Below are 16,956 nucleotides of genomic sequence, written 5' to 3'. Positions count from 1 at the left end.
ACCCTTTCCTCACATGCGGACGGCTACTTCCGGCCGGGTGTCCAGTTCATGCCCCACCCGTAGGCGTAGTCGACCGTGCGCTGCGGGCTCACCCCGCGCTCGGGGACGAGGTAGCGGGCCTCGCGCTGGACGATGAGGTCGCCGCCCTGGTTGGTGATGAGGGCGAGGGCGCAGACGGTGGAGGGGACCGTGCACTCGTCGAGCGAGAAGTCGATGGGTGCGCCGTGCTGCGGCTGGAGGGTGACCGTGGCGTGCAGGTCGGCGAAGGAGCGGGCGCCCTCGTAGATGGTGACGAAGATGAGAATGCGCCGGAAGTACTGCTTGTGGTCGAGGTTGACGGTGAGGTTCTCGCCGCTGCTGACGGCACCGGTGCGGTCGTCGCCGTCGAGGTGGATGAAGGGCGGCTGGTGCAGGGAGCCGAAGGCATTGCCGAGTGCCTGGACGACGCCCTTGCTGCCGTCGGAGAGTTCGAACAGGGCGCACAGGTCGAGGTCGAGGTCCGCGTGCATGGCGACGGCCCGGCCCAGTTTGCTGCCCCACCCCTTGAACTGCTTGCGCACCTCCCAGTTGAGGTTCACGCGCATGGCGCCGGATGTGCCGCCCTGTTTGGCCAGGGAGACCGCCGGAGCTTCCTTGGTGAGCGTCACCTTGGTCAGACGGACCGGGGCCGGGGGCGCCACGGGCGGGGCGGGAGGCGGGGGCGGGGCGGTCGTCACGGGCGGCGGCACGGTGACGGGAGCGACGGGCGCGGGCGTGGGCGTCGGTGCCGCCGCCTGCTGGGGCTCGTCCACCGTGATGCCGTAGTCGGTGGCGAGGCCTTCGAGCCCGGTGCTGTAGCCCTGGCCGACGGCGCGGAACTTCCAGGCGCCCTGGCGACGGTAGAACTCCCCGAGGACGAAAGCGGTTTCGACGCCGGCGTCCGCGCTGTCGTAGCGGGCCACCTCGGTGCCCGCCCGCTCGTCGAGCACGCGAATGTGCAGTCCGGGCACCTGTCCGAAGGTGCCGCCGTCCGCCGAGGCGACCAGCACCACGGTCTCGATGGCGGGCTCCACGCGCGCGAGGTCGACGAGGAGCGCGTCGGTCACCTGTCCCCCGGCGTCGCGCTTGCCCTCGTGCCGGACCGCGCCGGAGGAGTGCGCGGGCTGGTTGTAGAAGACGAAGTCGGCGTCCGAGCGCACCTTCCCGCCGACGAGCAGCAGCGCCGAGGCGTCCGCGTCGGGCACACCCGGTCCGGAGCGCCAGCCCAGTTCCACGCGCAGCGCGGTCGTCGGCACCGCCGTGTTCGATCCTTTCGGCATTGACATGTCCGCCCCCATCAGATGGTCATCCAGAAGGTCGTCACCGGGCCGCGTCCCACACAGTCCGTCGGATCCGGCCGGATCCGTTGTCGGCCCAACCTATTCCCCCGGGGCCCGGATGCCCCAGGACCCGTACCGAAAGATCCTTGGTCAACCGCCGGTAACCGGCCGGGAACTCGGCCTTTACACGATCAGAACGCGCTTTGCTGCCCTTTTTCGCCGAGTTCGCTCGCATTGGGGATCCGGCGTCACTGCCGACACGGAAAACAACCCTCTTATCGGTCTCCCCAACCAGCACATCGTGGGCTTAACTTATGTGCCATGACCTCCCCCCGCTCCACCTACGGCGGCGGTTACTACTCCGCCTCGTCCTTCGCGGACACCCCGATCTACGACTCTCTCGTCGCCGAGCGGGGAACCCCTCAGATCGCCCCGATCCGGGTACCCGCCGCGTACGACACGCCGGGCAGCAACCTGCCCGCCCTCCCGTCCGCGCTGCCCGCGCTGCCGGCCGGCCCCTCCCAGCCCGCCTACGGTTATCCGCAGGCCCAGCAGCCTTCGCCGCTCCAGCAGGCGCCGAACGCGTACATCCCGCAGCAGGCCGCCGGCCCGCGCGGCTACCCCGGCGCCCAGCCGCCGCCGCAGCAGCAACGTCCGATGGCGGGCTACGAGGCCATGCGCCCGGCGGCCCCCCGCCCGGCCCCCGCGGTCCCGTACCAGCAGGACCCGTACAACGGCCAGCAGTACCGCGGGTACTGACGCATCTGGAACCTTTCGCGTGGGGTTGTCACAGCCTGCTGGCAGGATGACCCCATGGGGAATCCGTCACTGCACTCGATCCATGTCCACCCGCTGAAGGCGGCCCGGGGCTTCGCCCCCGACGAGGCCGTCGTGGAGCCTTGGGGGCTGGCGGGCGACCGCCGTTGGGTGCTGGTCGACGACTCGGGCAAGGTCATCACTCAACGTCCGCATCCGCGTATGGCGTTGGCCGCCGCCGGGCAGCAGCCCGGCGGCGGCCTCTTGCTGTCCGCGCCCGGCCGCGGGCCCCTCACCGTCCCGGTGCCCTCCCCCGCCGACACGACCACCGTGGAGATCTGGCGGGACAAGGTGGAGGGCGTCCCCGCCGACGCGGCGGCGCACACCTGGTTCAGCGACTACCTGGACCTCCCGGTCCGGCTCGTGCACCTCGACGACCCGGCGACCCGCCGACCGATCGACCCGGAGTACGCCCGCCCCGGCGAGACCGTCAGCTTCGCCGACGGATATCCGCTGCTGCTCACCACGCTCGCCTCGCTGGACGCGCTCAACGACCTGATCGCCCGGGGCGACCACGCCGAGGAGGGCCCGCTGCCGATGAGCCGCTTCCGGCCGAACGCCGTCGTCGACGGCACGGACGCCTGGGCCGAGGACGGATGGCGGCGGGTCGCCATCGGCGAAGTGAGCTTCCGGGTCGCCAAGATGTGCGGCCGGTGCGTGGTGACCACCACCGACCAGGACACCGCCGAGCGCGGCCGTGAGCCGCTGCGGACCCTGGCCCGCCACCGCCGCTTCGGCGACAAGCTGGTCTTCGGACAGAACCTCGTCCCGGAATCCCCGGGCACGGTACGGGTCGGCGATCCGGTCCGGGTGCTCGAATAGCGAGTTCGATCCCGATGGGTTCTGGGCGGTCGTGAGAGAACCCCCGATCTCCCCTTGAAAATTCAATCTCCTACGATTCGGCCTACGATTCGGTTCGTGCGGGGAACACACGCCGCGGGTCCGGCCGTTGGGTCATTGTGAGAAGTTCATGAGAAGGCCGGTCGGAGGGTGATTTCCCTTCTCTTGACCGGGATCGCGCGTGGACGGCTCCGCCCGGGGCTATCACGGACGCGTAAGGGGGTGTGGGGCGAGTGCGGGCAATCGGTGGACTACGGGCGTTCGGCGGGCTGTGGCGCTGGCGTCACAACCCACTGCGACGGCCGACCGATCTGGTCGAGGCCTGGCTGGCGTTCGCCGCCCTCGTACTGATCCTGGTCGCTGCGCCGCTGATCGGCGCCGTCGTCGGCACCAGCGCCCAGAGCGCCCTGCAGCAGTCCGTGCGGGACCAGCAGCTGAGCCGCCACCGGGTCACGGCCACGGTCGTCAAGAAGGTCGACGGCTCCCCGCTGGACCCGGATCCGGAGACCGCGACGACCCGGGACCGGCAGAGCCGGGTCGTCGCCGACTGGACCGGCCCGGACGGCACCGCCCGGCACGGCACGGTCATGGCGAACCTCAAAACCCCTCGGCCCGGCGACCACTTCACGCTGTGGACCGACGGCCAGGGCCGCACGGTGGGCCGCCCCCTGGACACCGCCACCGCGACCACCCACGCGGTGCTGGCCGGATTCGGCTCCACCGTGCTCGCCGCGGGACTCGTCGAGGGGATCCGACGGCTGATCGTCTGGCGCATGATCCGCCATCGCTACACCCGTTGGGACCAGGCATGGGACAAGGCCGGGCCGGACTGGGGCAGGACGGGCACGGGCAGCTGACCGCCTTCTCACTCCGGTCAACTCCCCCTGCCCGCGCACGCTACGGTGGACCGACCAGCCGAACTGTTCGGCATCGACCCGCGTTCCACGAGGTGGGGGCACAGCAACGCCATGGCACAGGGCACGGTCCAGGTGACGCACACCGGTACATCGCGGTGGCGGCGCCGCACGGGTGAGTACTCGTCGCTCGCCGCGGCCCTGGAGGCCGCGAGCGACGGCGACGTGCTCACCGTCGCTCCGGGCACGTACCGGGAGAACCTCGTGGTGCGGCGCGGGGTCACGCTGCGCGGCCCGGAGGGTTCGCCGGGCTCGGTGCGCATCGCGCCCGTGGACGGTGTACCGCTGACCGTCTCCGCCTCGGCCGTCGTGCAGGACCTGCATGTGGAGGGGCAGGACGCGGCGGCGCCCGCGCTACTCGTCGAGGACGGCACCCCCGAGCTGCTGGACCTGCGGATCGTCACCCGCTCCGCCGCGGGTATCGAGGTGCGCGGCGGCGCCCGCCCCACGGCCCGGCGCTGCACGGTCGACAACCCGGCCGGCATCGGCATCGCCGTGGTCGACGGCGGCGGGGGCGTGTTCGAGGAGTGCGAGGTCGTCGCGGCCGGCCAGGCCGGGGTCGCGGTGCGCGGCGGCGGCCACCCCCGGCTGGAGCGCTGCCGCATCCACCACGCCTCGGGCTCCGGCCTGACGGCGACCGGGGAGAACTCCGCGCTGGAGGCGGTCGGTTGCGAGATCTACGAGGTCCGCGGCAGCGGCGTACAGATCACCGGGCGGGCCACGGCCCATCTCACCGACTGCGATGTGCACCGGACCACGGCCGACGGGGTCACCCTCGACACCGACGCCGTGCTCACCCTCGCGGACTGCCGCATCCACGACATCCCCGAGAACGCGGTGGACCTCCGCTCCCGCTCGGTCCTCACCCTGACCCGTACATCGGTCCGGCAGTTCGGCCGCAACGGCCTGTCGGTGTGGGACCCGGGCACCCGGGTGGACGCCAACCAGTGCGAGATCTTCGACAGCACCGGCGACTACCCGGCGGTCTGGGTCAGCGACGGCGCGACGGCGGTGCTGGAGTCCTGCCGGGTGCACGACGTACCGGACGCGCTGTTCGTGCTGGACCGTGGCTCCCGCGCGGACGTCGTCGACAGCGACCTGTCGCAGGTGCGCAACACGGCGGTGTCGGTGAGCGACGGAGCCATCGCGCAGCTCGACGACTGCCGTATCCGGGACGCCGCCACGGGTGCCTGGTTCCGCGACCACGGCAGCGGCGGCACTCTCAACAACTGCACGGTGGACGGCACCCAGACCGGTGTGATCGTCACCAAGGGCGCCGACCCGACCATCGAGCGCTGTACGGTGACCTCGCCCGCCGAGGCGGGCTTCTACGTCTCCGCCGAGGGTCGGGGCAGCTTCCTCGACTGCCGGGTGACCGGCAGCGGGGGCTACGGCTTCCACGTCATCGACGGCTGCCGGGCGACACTGCGCAAGTGCCGTACGGAGCGCTGCGCGCGCGGTGGCTACGAGTTCGCGGACGGTGGCCCCGGCACGGCCGGCGGTGGGCCGGTGGTCGAGGACTGCACCAGCGACGAGAGCGCGGGCGTGCGCACCCCCGCCGCGCAGGAGACGGCCACCCGGACCACCGCTCGGACGACCGGCGTGCTGGGCTCGATCCCGGCTCAACGCCCCGCCGAGCAGCCGCCGACCGCCGTGCCCGCCATGGCGCCCGAGCCGCCGGCGCGGACCTCGAAGGCCGTCCTCGGCGAACTCGACGCACTGGTCGGCCTGGACAGCGTCAAGCGCGAGGTCCGCGCCCTCACCGACATGATCGAGGTGGGCCGCCGCCGTCAGCAGGCCGGCCTCAAGGCTGCCTCGGTCAAACGGCACCTGGTGTTCACGGGCTCCCCCGGCACCGGCAAGACCACGGTCGCCCGTCTCTACGGCGAGATCCTGGCCTCGCTCGGTGTCCTGGAGAAGGGGCATCTCGTCGAGGTGTCCCGGGTGGACCTGGTCGGTGAGCACATCGGCTCCACCGCGATCCGCACCCAGGAGGCGTTCGAACGGGCCCGCGGCGGTGTGCTGTTCATCGACGAGGCGTACGCGCTGTCGCCGGAGGACTCGGGCAGGGACTTCGGCAAGGAGGCCATCGACACCCTGGTGAAGCTGATGGAGGACCACCGCGACGCGGTCGTGGTCATCGTCGCGGGCTACACGGCCGAGATGGAGCGGTTCCTCACCGTCAACCCCGGTGTGGCGTCCCGTTTCTCACGGACCATCACCTTCGACGACTACGTCCCCGACGAGCTGTTGCGGATCGTGGAGCAGCAGGCCGAGGAGCACGAGTACCGGCTGGCGCCGGGCGCGGGCGACGCCCTGCTGAAGTACTTCACCGCCCTCCCCAAGGGCCCGGCCTTCGGCAACGGCCGTACCGCTCGCCAGACCTTCGAGGCGATGGTGGAGCGGCACGCGAGCCGAGTGGCCCAGGTCGACGAACCGAGCACGGACGACCTGACGTTGCTCTACGCGGAGGACCTGCCGGAGCTGCCGTAGGCCGCGGGCCGGGGGTTCGCGGGCCGATGGCTGGGGGGCAAACCCCACCCCCGGGTGACCTGGCTGCCGGATGGGGCGGCAGTGGCCCCTCGGACAGCATGGGGCCATGACAGCTCGCACCCGGAACGCCCTGGTCCTCGCTCTCACCGCCTCGGTCGTCGGCGCCGTGCTGACGGCCACGCCCCCGGCCCTCGCCTCCTCGTCCTCACCGTCGCTCGACTGGCGCCCGTGCGCGCAGCCCGGCGGTCCGGCCGGGCAGGAGTGCGCCGAGCTGGCCGTACCGATCGACCACCGGGCCCCCGACGGCCCCCGGTTGAGCCTCGCCGTGTCCCGGCTGCCCAGTGAGCGCCCCGAGGCACGGCGGGGCACCCTGCTGGTGCTGCCCGGCGGCCCCGGCGGCTCCGGCATCGCCCGACTCACGCGGCAGGGCGAGGCGCTGCGCCGGGAACTCGGCGGCACGTACGACATCGTGAGCCTCGACCCGCGCGGGGTGGGCGCCAGCACCCGGGCATCCTGCCGACTCCCCGCCGCCGACCGGCACTTGGTGACCCTCCGGCCCTGGCCCGCGCCGGACGGCACCATCGCGGAGAACGTCGCCCGCTCCCGCCGCACCGCCGAGTCGTGCGCCCGCAACGGCGGTGCGCTGCTGCGCAGCTTCAGCACCGCCAACGAGGTACGCGACGTCGACCTCCTGCGCCGGGCCCTCGGCGAGGAGAAGCTGTCGGCGTACGGCGTCTCGTACGGGTCCTATGTCGGCGCCGTGTACGCGCAGAAGTACCCGGAACGCACGGACCGTTGGGTGCTGGACAGCAACGACGACCCCGATCCTCGCCGGGTCGAGAGGGCCTGGGTGGCGAACATGGCCGTCGGCGCGGAGGACCGCTTCCCGGACTTCGCGGCCTGGGCCGCCGATCCTGCCCGGGACGCGGAGGGCCTGCGGCTCGCCGCGCGGACCGAGGAGATCCGGCCGCTGTTCCTCTCCCTGGCGTCGGCGCTGGATCGCACCCCGAAGGAGTCGACGACACCCGGTGTGCCGCTCACCGGCAACTTGCTGCGGCAGGTCATGTACGACTCCCTCTACAACGACGCCGCCTTCCCCCGGCTGGCGGGACTGATGCGGGCGGCCCTGACGCCGGGTGCGACTCCGGTGCTGCCGCCGGAGGTCGCCGGACCGCTGAGTGACGAGGACGCCGCGGTCACGCTGGCCGTGATCTGCAACGATGTCCGCTGGCCGAAGTCGGTGGCCGGGTACGAGCGGGCGGTGGCCGCGAACCGGGCGCGGTACCCGCTCACGGCCGGGCTGCCGGGGAACATCTTCCCCTGCGCCTTCTGGAAGGACGCCCCCGCCGACAAGCCCACCCGGCTCACCGACCGGGGCCCGTCCAACATCCTGATGATCCAGAACCGGCGGGACCCGGCGACCCCGTACGTCGGCGCGCTGCGGATGCGTACGGCCTTCGGTGACCGGGCGCGGTTCGTCACCGTCGAGCGGGGCGGTCACGGCGTCTACCTGGGTACGGGCAACGCCTGCGGCGACCGTGCCGTGACCGCGTTCCTGACCACGGGCGAGCGTCCCGCGCGGGATGTCAGCTGTCGGGACTAGGCGAGGTCCGGGGCCCCGGCAGCTCCGTGCCGAGCCGGTCCAGCAGGTGCTTGCGTTCGGCCACGAAGGCCGGGTCGGCCTGGTAGTCGGAGTGGCCGAGGATCGGGGCGGGCAGCGGGTGGGCGCCGGTGCGGCCGTAGGCGAGCGGGTCCGAGAAGGGCTCGGCGTCGACCTGCGGTCCGTGCCGGCTCGTCAGCCGCACGGGGCCGCCGATGGGGTCGGTGCGGCGGTACAGGTTGCGCCAGCAGTCGACCTCGCGGTGCAGGGCGGCGAGCGACTCCGGGCCGAAGTGGGCCGGGAACCAGCGCCCGTACAGCCGCTCCAGCGGTGATCCGTAGGTGAGCAGCGCGACGCGTCGGCGCACCGACGGGGTGAGCTGCCATGCGGCGGCCGCCGCGAGGACGCTGCCCTGGGAGTGGCCGGAGATGACGAGCCGGCCGCCGGTGGAGCGGGTCCAGGTGGCCATGCGCCAGGTCAGGTCGGGTACGGCCCGCTCGGCGTAGCAGGGCGGTGCGAACGGGTGTGCGGCTCGGGGCCAGAAGGTGCCCACGTCCCAGAGGATGCCGATCGTGCGCCGCGCGGAGGCGTCCTTGTAGGCCCGGCGGCCCCAGGTGACGAACAGCAGGAAGCCCACGCCGATCAGCCAGGATCCCAGTGCCTGCGCGGTCTCGGCGGCGCCCGCGACGATGTCGTACGAGCCGTGCGCCGCCCCCGCCGGTGTCTCGCCCGTCACCAGGGCACCGGTGAGGGCCGCCGCGCCGAGCAGCAGAGTCACGGTGGAGGTGACGGCGACGATTCGGGGCGCCCGGTCGGTGAGGGCCGCCATGGCGCGGGTCCGCGCGATACGACGGGTGCGACCGGCGTCCTGTGCCTCGTGCTCCCCGTTCAGCGCCGGGCCGGAAGCTCCGGGTGCCGAGGGCTGCTGCGGCTCCTGTGGCTCCTGTGGCGGTTCTCCCAGCAGGCCGTACTCGCGCTCCACCGCCGTCGTCTCCGCCTCGCGCAGGACCCAGGTGCGGCGGGTCAGCCAGGCCAGGAGGGCGAGGAGGACCAGGAGGAGGGGCGGGATGACGGAGGCCTGCCAGGTCAGAAGGACGGGCGGGCCGGAGAGGGCGTCCTCCGTGCCGCCCAGCCAGTCGGCAACCCGCTGGGCGACACCGGCGGACATCACGCCCCCGAGGGCACAGGCGAGCATCGCGACGGCGGGGCCGGCCAGGCCGTACATGGCGGTGCGCGGGTCGGGGCGGGAGCGGTGGAGGGCGTGGGCGACCACGCCGAGCGCGACGACGAGGAGGCCCTGCACCAGGGTGATCCCGCCGAAGGCCAGGTCGCCCGGCAGTCGGCCCGTCGACCTCCAGCCGGGGCGCGACCACCCGGCGTACACCACGGCGAGGACGAGCACGGCGATCGAGCAGGCCGGGAGGAGACGGACCAGGTTCTCGTCGAGTTCCTTGTCGAGGCGCCGCTCGCTGCGGCCTCTGCGGCAGACCACCCAGACCACGCTCACCGCCAGCAGCACGAGCGCCGAGTTCAGCAGCCAGCCCAGGAGCTCCAGGAGGGCCGGTCCGCCCGCTCGGCGGTCGTGGCGGGCCGCCGAGGTGCCGACGGCCGCCGCGACGGTGAGGAACCCGGCCGCCGCGTGGGCGGCGCGCAGCCTGGCGACGAGACGGCGCCCGTACCAGAACCCGGGCCGGCCGAGCGCGATACGGGCCGTGTCCTCGGCATCGGCTGCGCTGTGGGTCGCGGCGTCGCCCTCGGCTGCGCTGTGGGTCGCGGCCTCGCCCTCGGCTGCGTCCGGGGCCGGCTTCTCGTCCTCGGCGCGGCCACCGCGGTCCATGGGGCGCTGGGACTCGTACGCGCTCCAGGTGCGGTGGGAGAGGTACCACAGCAGGCCGGTCAGCGCGGCGGGCACCACGGCCGCCACGCCGAGGCGGCGGCCGGGCCGGCTCCACCAGCCGTCGTCCGAGACGGCGGGAGAGAGGAAGCCGAGCCAGGTGTGCGCCTCCGCGCACGCGCGTGCGCCGGCGCACTGCCAGGCGGTCAGGTCGAGCGCGACCTCACAGGCCGCCGCGACGAGCAGCACGGTCAGGGTGAGGCCGACCAGCCGGACGAGGAGCCCGTAGAGGCGTACCGTGCGTCGGCGGCCGCGGGTGCTGGGGCGCATCCAGTGCGCGAGGTTGACGACCATGAACGGCAGCAACAGCAGCCACAGGGCCCGTGAGCTGTTCCCGGAGGTGAGGTTGCACCAGACATAGGCCTCGGGGACGGGCTTGCCGCGATAGTCGGCGGGACGTTTCTCCGCGTCGGCGTCGTCGATGCGCCGGAAGACCGCGGCCGTGTCGTCGCCGGTGACACGGACCGTGCGCGGATCGTCGAGCATGTGTTCGGGGGTGGTGCCGCCGACGCCGTGGACCAGGAGTTCGAGGGCGGTCCCGTCCGTCGTGGAACGGCCGGAACAGGGGTGTCGGCCCCCGTCCCGCGATGCCGGCTGTTCCCTGGGTTCCGTATGTGTCGTATGTTCCCTCGCACGATCCACTGTTCCGCTTCCCCCGTGACGCGCCACAAGTCGGTGTGATGTGCAGGCACTGATGATCGCCCCAGATCGGACGTCATACACCTGTGATCACCGAATCTCCCCGATCCATGTGATAGTGGCGGGCGCGAGGAACGCAGCGTGACGTGCACGCGACTGTGCGGGGAATGGCGTCACCTGTGGTGGAGCGTGCGAATATGGAACGTCCTCGGGACCGGGGACGGGGGAATGTCCTCGTCAAAGGGGGTAGGGAAGGCGTGTCGGGCGTGATGGGGCGAGAGGACCGGAGCGAACGTGAGTGAGAACCAGAACCTCCTCGCGGAGCAGCGCCGAGCCCTGATCCTCGACGAGGTACGACGGCGGGGCGGGGTCCGGGTCAACGAGCTGACGCGGAAACTCGGTGTCTCGGACATGACCGTCCGCCGCGATCTGGACGCGCTGGCCCGTCAGGGCGCGGTGGAGAAGGTGCACGGCGGCGCCGTGCCGGTGGCCGAGGCGAGCACCCACGAGCCGGGGTTCGAGGCGAAGTCCGGGCTGGAGCTGACCGCCAAGGAGGACATCGCACGGGCGGCCGCGGAGCTGGTGGCGCCGGGCTCGGCGATCGCCCTGTCGGGCGGCACGACGACATACGCCCTCGCGCACCGGCTCGTGGACGTGCCGGATCTGACCGTGGTCACCAACTCGGTGCGGGTGGCCGACGTCTTCCACGCCGCCCAGCGCACGACCGGCCCCCGGCAGGGTGCGGCGACCGTCGTGCTCACCGGTGGGGTGCGGACGCCGTCCGACTCGCTGGTGGGGCCGGTGGCCGATCAGGCGATCGCTGCGCTCCACTTCGATGTGCTGTTCCTCGGCGTGCACGGGATATCGGTCGAGGCGGGCCTGTCGACGCCGAACCTGGCGGAGGCCGAGACGAACCGGCGTCTGGTGCAGTCGGCGCGGCGGGTCGTGGTGGTGGCCGACCACACCAAGTGGGGGACGGTGGGGTTGAGTTCGTTCGCCGCGTTGGAGCAGGTCGACACGTTGGTGACCGACGCGGGGCTGCCCGCGCAGGCGCGGGCCGAGATTTCCGAGCATCTGCGGCGGCTGGTGGTGGCCGGGGAGGACGAGGACGACGGCGCGGACGTCTGAGCGCGCGGACCTTCTGAGCACCGCCACGGATGAGGTCGGTTCGAGGCTGGGGGTCGTTCGTGGCTGGTCGCGCAGTTCCCCGCGCCCCTGACGGGGCGCGGACGTGCACGGCGGGGACAAGCGCGCCTCAGTCCGTCCAGACGCCCGTCGTCAGCAGCCTCTCGATCGCCACCGCGTACGGCTCGATGTCCAGGCCCTGCCGCCGGAGCCACTCGTCGGAGTAGTACTTGTCGAGGTAGCGGTCGCCCGGGTCGCACAGGAGGGTGACCACGCTGCCCTGACGGCCCTCGGCCACCATCTCGGCGACGATCTTGAGGGCGCTCCACAGGCCCGTGCCGGTGGAGCCGCCGGCCTTGCGGCCGATCGCGTTCTCCAGGGCTCTGACGGCGGCGACGCTGGCGGCGTCGGGCACCTTCATCATGCGGTCGACGGCACCGGGGACGAAGCTGGGCTCCATGCGGGGGCGGCCGATGCCCTCGATGCGGGAGCCGCAGTCGCAGGTGACGTCGGGGTCGCCGGTGGTCCAGCCCTCGAAGAAACAGGAGTTCTCCGGGTCGGCGACACAGATGCGGGTGTCGTACTGCATGTAGTGGACGTAGCGGGCGATGGTCGCTGAGGTGCCGCCCGTCCCGGCAGTGGCGACGATCCAGGCGGGCTCGGGGAAGCGCTCCAGACGGAGCTGGCGGAAAACGGATTCGGCGATGTTGTTGTTGCCGCGCCAGTCCGTGGCCCGCTCGGCGTACGTGAACTGGTCCATGTAGTGGCCGCCGGTCTCCACCGCGAGGCGGGCCGACTCCTCGTACATCCTGCGTGAGTCGTCGACGAAGTGGCAGCGTCCGCCGTGGAACTCGATCAGACGGATCTTCTCGGCGCTGGTCGTGCGGGGCATGACGGCGATGAAGGGGACGCCGATCAGTTTGGCGAAGTACGCCTCGGAGACGGCCGTGGAACCGCTGGAGGCCTCGATGACGGGGCGGCCCGGCCGGATCCAGCCGTTGCACAGGCCGTAGAGGAACAGGGAGCGGGCGAGGCGGTGCTTCAGGCTGCCGGTGGGGTGGGTCGACTCGTCCTTGAGATACAGGTCGATCCCCCAGCTCTCGGGCAGCGGGAAGCGCAGCAGATGGGTGTCGGCCGAGCGGTTGGCGTCCGCCTGGACCTTGCGGACGGCCTCTTTGAGCCAGCCGCGGTACTCGGTGTCGCTGTGATCGACGTCGAGGGTGGCGCCAGGACGGGTGGGGTGGGCGGTGCTCACGGCGTGCTCCTCACGCATTGCGCCGACGGCGGATCGCGGCGTCGGACGTCCCGATGATAGACACCTTCCGCACGCTTCTCACCTGCATAAACATGCCTTTGAGTCCCTCAAAGAGACTCCTGTGGCAAGGATGCGCGGGGCGCATGGGGGGCGCATGCCGCGCATGCGCCGGAACCCCGCCCCCCGTCCACCGTGCGCACTGGTGCTCGACGCGGGGGACGGGCAGACTTCACCGCACGGGCCGGGTCGACACCGCCGGAGCCGTCCAGGGGGAGACGATCTCGGGCACACTGGATCACGGTCCGCGACGGATCAGACGACAGGGCACAGTCGGAGCGCACGAGGGGGCGGGGTACATGGCCGAGCCGGAGTTCACGGCCACGGGCGTGCGGATCGGGAAGAGGTTGCGGCAGCTCACCCGGGCGGGGCAGGTCCGGATCGAGGACGGCCGACTGCAACTGCTCACCAGTTACGGCAGCGAGATCGACAGCGCGCCGGTGCAGGCGGTGCGGGCCTCGAAGCCCTGGTTCGCCAACGAGGACCGGGCGTTGGCCGATGTGAACGGCACCCGCTACACGCTCACGCTGAACGAGCACGACCCCGCTCCGGGCAAGCCCGGTCCACCGTCCGCGCGCCGGTTCATAGAGGCGGTGCGCAGGGCGGCCGGTCGCAGCGGCTGACGAACCGCGAGTTGCGGGACCGGGCCCCCTGGGTCACTCTGGTGTCACGTCACTCTGGGTTTACCGGCGATAACGCTGCGAACCAGCCCGCCGGCCACGTCAGCGGGCGGCGGTCGTCGACAGCCACCCCACGAGCAGGCGGCGGCTCATGCCTCCGCCCCAGGCGGCAGTCGTAGGCGGCCGCACCTCAGCAGGCGGCGTTTTTCGCCCAGCCACCTCGCTGGATCCGTACTCCGATCTTCTTCCGGACTCAATTCGGGGAGTCGCAGCCGTGATCAGCCAGCAAAGCAGGCACTGCACGGTGGAGCTCCAAGCCCTGCCGTCGCGGATCGGCCAGGTCCGCAGAATCGTATCTGCGCAATTGCGCTACTGGCATCTGGATCCCTTGATAGAGCGGGCCGCACTCGGGGTTACCGAGCTGCTGTCCAACGTCCACCGGCACGCGGAACCGGACAAGACATGCACCGTGGAGATGGAATTGCTCCTCGACCGGCTCACGGTCTCGGTGCACGACCACGACCCCCGTCTCCCGGTCGTCCAGGACGCGGACCCCTTCGCCACCTGCGGCCGAGGGCTCGCGATGGTCGCCGCGGTGAGCGAGAGCTGGGGTGTGCGGCCGCACAGCGAGACGGGGAAGGTCGTGTGGTTCACCCTGCCGGCATCCTCGGCCGCGGTACCGAAGATCTCACCGTACGACACTGGCCTGACGCTCGACACCGGGCTGACGCTCGACACCGCTCCGCCGTACGACACCGGACGCAGGCCCGCCGCGCGTGGGCACAGGCCCGAACACGCTCCCGCCCGGTCGGCCGTCGCAGGCTGACCGGGCGGTGACCACCCTTCAGGCCCTTCAGACCACCGAGATGTCCACCGGCGGCCGGAGCTTCGCCGCCGCCGCCAGGGCGCGGTGCACGGGGTGGGCGGTGAAGGAAGCCAACAGAGCCTCGTCGGCGGGGTGTTCGGCGGCGGGGTAGGCGATCTGCGTGTAGGCGGCCTCGAAGCGGGGGCCCCAGCGGCGGGCACCGAGGCGGGCCGTGCGGGAGCAGTTGTCGACCATGTGGGCGACGTCCCGGGCACGCATGTAGGGCAGGAGGGAGTCGACGGCCTCGATGACGGACTCGTTGACGATCTCCGACCAGGGGTGGCCGCGCTCGACGAACTCGTCGATCTGCGCGGTCATCGTGGCGATGAAAACCCCTGCGGTGAACGGGTCGACGGGCAGGTCGCATTCTCCCCGGCGGGCGTGTGCCCGGGCGCTCACCGACCACATCGGTGAACCGCCGATCTCGCTCATCGGGCGGGCACCGAGGCGGCGTTCGGCCAGGACGACGCTGCGCAGCTCGGTGCCGTCGGCCACCTCGTCGTAGATCTCCGCGACGATCTCCCGGGCGGGCCCGTAGGTGGCGGTGTAGGCCCGGTCGAAGACGCCCCGTCCGTCCGTGTCGAGGTTCTCACGGACCGCGCGCAGGCCGGCACCGGAGATGGTGCGGGCGATCGGACCGGTGATGTTCTCGCAGGAACGCTCGTACGCGGTCACCTCGTCGTCGTCGGCGAGCCGGTGGCGGGTGTAGAGGCTCTCCACGATGCCGTGCACGGCGCCGAGCAGGATGGCACGCTCGCCGACGATGTCGGAGAGGTACTCGCTCTCCAGGGTTGTGCGGAAGGTGTACGGGGAGCCGAGGGCGACCGACCAGGCGAGGGCGCGGTCGGTCGCGTGGCCGTCGGGATCGGCGTGGACGGCGTAACTGCTGTTGATCCCGGCGCCGTTGATCTCGGCCCCCTGCTCGTAGAGGCGGCGGACCGAGTCGCCCATCCCCTTCGGGCAGACGGCGATGACACCGTGGCCGGGCGGGAAGTCGCCGCCGGTCGCCCGGAGGTGGCCGAGCAGGAAGCCGTGGGAGAGGCCGATGGTGGCGCCGGGCTTCAGGGCGGCGAAGATCTCCCGGCGGTGGGCGGCGAGTGCCGCGTCGGCGATCAGCAGGATGACGAGGTCGCTCTCGGCGGTGACGGCGAGCCAGTCGCCGAGGGTGCCGTCCGCCTCGGTGAAACCGTGGGCACGGGCGTCGGCGGCCGAGGCCGAGCCGGGGCGCAGGCCGACCGAGACGGTGATCCCGGTGCCGGAGAGGGAGTCGCGCAGGTTGCGGGCCTGGGCCCGGCCCTGCGGTCCCCAGCCGACGACCCCGATGCGCCGGACCCCGGCGAAGGCCCGCGGTAACAGGGGGAAGAGGTGGCGGCCGCCACGCAGGACGGTCTCGGTACCGCCGGGCACGTCCATGGTTTCGAGGGAGAAGACAGTGGAGGTGGTCATGGTGGAGTTGTAGGGTCCCGGCGAGCGTTGCGACAAGCGCAACCTTCGCAGCGGGGCGTTGCAGAAAGCGAAAGGCACAGGTGGCAGTGTGCGGGACGACCATCGCGAGCTTCGGCTCTTCCTCCATCTGGCCGGGACGCTGAACTTCGGGCGGACCAGCCTGGACTGCCATGTCAGCCCGGCGACCCTGACCCGGACCGTGCAGCGGCTGGAATCCGACCTCGGGCACCGGCTCCTCGACCGGGGGCCGAGGAGTGTCGCACTGACGGCCGAGGGGCATCGCTTCCGCGAATACGCCGCCCAGGCGCTGGAGTTGTGGCGGGCGTACCGGGAGGAGCACCCGGACCCTGCCGAACTCACCGGGCGGCTGACCGTGTTCGCGACGGTGACCGCGTGTCAGGCGCTGCTGCCGAAGCTGCTGACGCCCTTCCGTGCGGCCCATCCCCAGGTCCGACTCGACCTGCGCACCGGAGACGCGGCGACCGCGCCGGCGCGGCTGGACGAGGGCGAGGTGGACGTGGCGGTCGCGGGCCTCCCGACGCGGTTGCCGGAGCCGCTGGTGAGCCGGACCGTGGCGACGACGGACCTGGTGTTCGTCACTGCGCACCACCGCCCCGACCCCGGCCTCGACGGGCCCTTCGTGCTTCCCCACCGAGGGGCGGTGCGCGACGCGGCCGACCGGTGGTTCCGCGCCCGCGGCACCGCCCCCGACCTGGCGGCCGAACCGGAGGGCCACGAGGCGCTGTTGACCCTCGTCGCGCTGGGCTGCGGCACGGGCGTGGTCCCCCGCCTGGTGCTGGACCACAGCGCCGTACGCGACCGGCTCACGGTGGTACCGACCCACACGCCTCCGCGGCCGTTCCTGATCGGGCTGTGCGTCCGGCGGGCGGATCTGCGGCGGCCCCAGGTGGCCGCGCTGTGGAGTCTCACGGCCGAGTTCACCCGTCGATCACCTGGATGACAACTCCCGTATCCATCAATTCAATTACCCCTCTCCCCTCCCCCGCGCCATTCGGAACTATCGCTTTCACTTTTCCTCGGCGGCACAACCTTCAACGAGCCACGAGCCTCAGATCCGGCGAACCGAAAGGAAG

General features: G+C 72.0%; 13 protein-coding genes. 9 read left to right on the top strand and 4 right to left on the bottom strand.

The genetic code is table 11. From position 1 onward, the window contains the following. Nucleotides 1-23: 23 nt before the first annotated feature. The gene (locus P8T65_RS44175) at nt 24-1,304 is read right to left on the bottom strand and encodes a TerD family protein (protein WP_316731057.1); all 1,281 of its coding nucleotides are present in this window, start codon (nt 1,302-1,304) and stop codon (nt 24-26) included. Between the two features lie 315 nt (nt 1,305-1,619). Between P8T65_RS44175 and P8T65_RS44170 the strand changes: the two genes are divergently transcribed. From P8T65_RS44170 to P8T65_RS44150, 5 genes are all read left to right on the top strand, one after another. Then, on the top strand, nt 1,620-2,057 hold the full coding sequence (locus tag P8T65_RS44170; protein WP_316731056.1) for a DUF6643 family protein: 438 nt from the start codon (nt 1,620-1,622) through the stop codon (nt 2,055-2,057). 54 nt (nt 2,058-2,111) lie between these two features. Continuing rightward, entirely contained in the window at nt 2,112-2,936 is an 825-nt protein-coding gene (locus P8T65_RS44165) for an MOSC N-terminal beta barrel domain-containing protein (protein WP_316731055.1), read from the top strand. A 251-nt stretch (nt 2,937-3,187) separates the two neighbouring features. Next, nucleotides 3,188-3,811, top strand: a complete 624-nt coding sequence (locus P8T65_RS44160) for a hypothetical protein (protein WP_316731054.1) — start codon at nt 3,188-3,190, stop codon at nt 3,809-3,811. Nucleotides 3,812-3,922: 111 nt separating this feature from the next. After that, nucleotides 3,923-6,361, top strand: coding sequence for a right-handed parallel beta-helix repeat-containing protein (locus tag P8T65_RS44155; protein ID WP_316731053.1), 2,439 nt, complete (start codon nt 3,923-3,925; stop codon nt 6,359-6,361). Nucleotides 6,362-6,467: 106 nt separating this feature from the next. After that, the gene (locus P8T65_RS44150) at nt 6,468-7,964 is read left to right on the top strand and encodes an alpha/beta hydrolase (protein ID WP_316731052.1); all 1,497 of its coding nucleotides are present in this window, start codon (nt 6,468-6,470) and stop codon (nt 7,962-7,964) included. Here the strand turns inward: P8T65_RS44150 and P8T65_RS44145 are convergent. Continuing rightward, nucleotides 7,948-10,497: a hypothetical protein gene (locus P8T65_RS44145; protein WP_399102669.1), complete on the bottom strand. Its 2,550-nt coding sequence runs from the start codon at nt 10,495-10,497 to the stop codon at nt 7,948-7,950. The two genes, P8T65_RS44150 and P8T65_RS44145, sit on opposite strands and share 17 nt — an antisense overlap. 291 nt (nt 10,498-10,788) lie before the next feature. Between P8T65_RS44145 and P8T65_RS44140 the strand changes: the two genes are divergently transcribed. Next, on the top strand, nt 10,789-11,622 hold the full coding sequence (locus P8T65_RS44140; RefSeq protein ID WP_316731050.1) for a DeoR/GlpR family DNA-binding transcription regulator: 834 nt from the start codon (nt 10,789-10,791) through the stop codon (nt 11,620-11,622). A gap of 127 nt (nt 11,623-11,749) precedes the next feature. Here the strand turns inward: P8T65_RS44140 and P8T65_RS44135 are convergent, their stop codons facing one another. Then, on the bottom strand, nt 11,750-12,892 hold the full coding sequence (locus P8T65_RS44135) for a PLP-dependent cysteine synthase family protein (protein WP_399102666.1): 1,143 nt from the start codon (nt 12,890-12,892) through the stop codon (nt 11,750-11,752). A 338-nt stretch (nt 12,893-13,230) separates the two neighbouring features. On the opposite strand from P8T65_RS44135, the gene P8T65_RS44130 reads away from it, so the two are divergent. Both P8T65_RS44130 and P8T65_RS44125 read left to right on the top strand, forming a co-directional pair. After that, nucleotides 13,231-13,554 (top strand): hypothetical protein, encoded by a 324-nt coding sequence (locus P8T65_RS44130; RefSeq protein WP_184898104.1) that lies wholly within the window; start codon nt 13,231-13,233, stop codon nt 13,552-13,554. 271 nt (nt 13,555-13,825) lie between these two features. Continuing rightward, nucleotides 13,826-14,377: an ATP-binding protein gene (locus P8T65_RS44125; protein ID WP_316731048.1), complete on the top strand. Its 552-nt coding sequence runs from the start codon at nt 13,826-13,828 to the stop codon at nt 14,375-14,377. Between the two features lie 27 nt (nt 14,378-14,404). On the opposite strand, the gene P8T65_RS44120 is transcribed toward P8T65_RS44125, so the two are convergent. Continuing rightward, entirely contained in the window at nt 14,405-15,862 is a 1,458-nt protein-coding gene (locus P8T65_RS44120) for a ketol-acid reductoisomerase (RefSeq protein WP_316731047.1), read from the bottom strand. Nucleotides 15,863-15,950: 88 nt separating this feature from the next. On the opposite strand from P8T65_RS44120, the gene ilvY reads away from it, so the two are divergent. Beyond that, nucleotides 15,951-16,823 (top strand): HTH-type transcriptional activator IlvY, encoded by an 873-nt coding sequence (ilvY, locus tag P8T65_RS44115; RefSeq protein WP_316731046.1) that lies wholly within the window; start codon nt 15,951-15,953, stop codon nt 16,821-16,823. Nucleotides 16,824-16,956: the final 133 nt, after the last annotated feature.

The sequence above is a fragment of the Streptomyces sp. 11x1 genome (genome assembly GCF_032598905.1).
Lineage (GTDB): Bacteria > Actinomycetota > Actinomycetes > Streptomycetales > Streptomycetaceae > Streptomyces.
The sequence above is the reverse complement of the archived record's forward strand: the minus strand, read 5'-3'. Positions and strand labels throughout refer to the sequence as shown.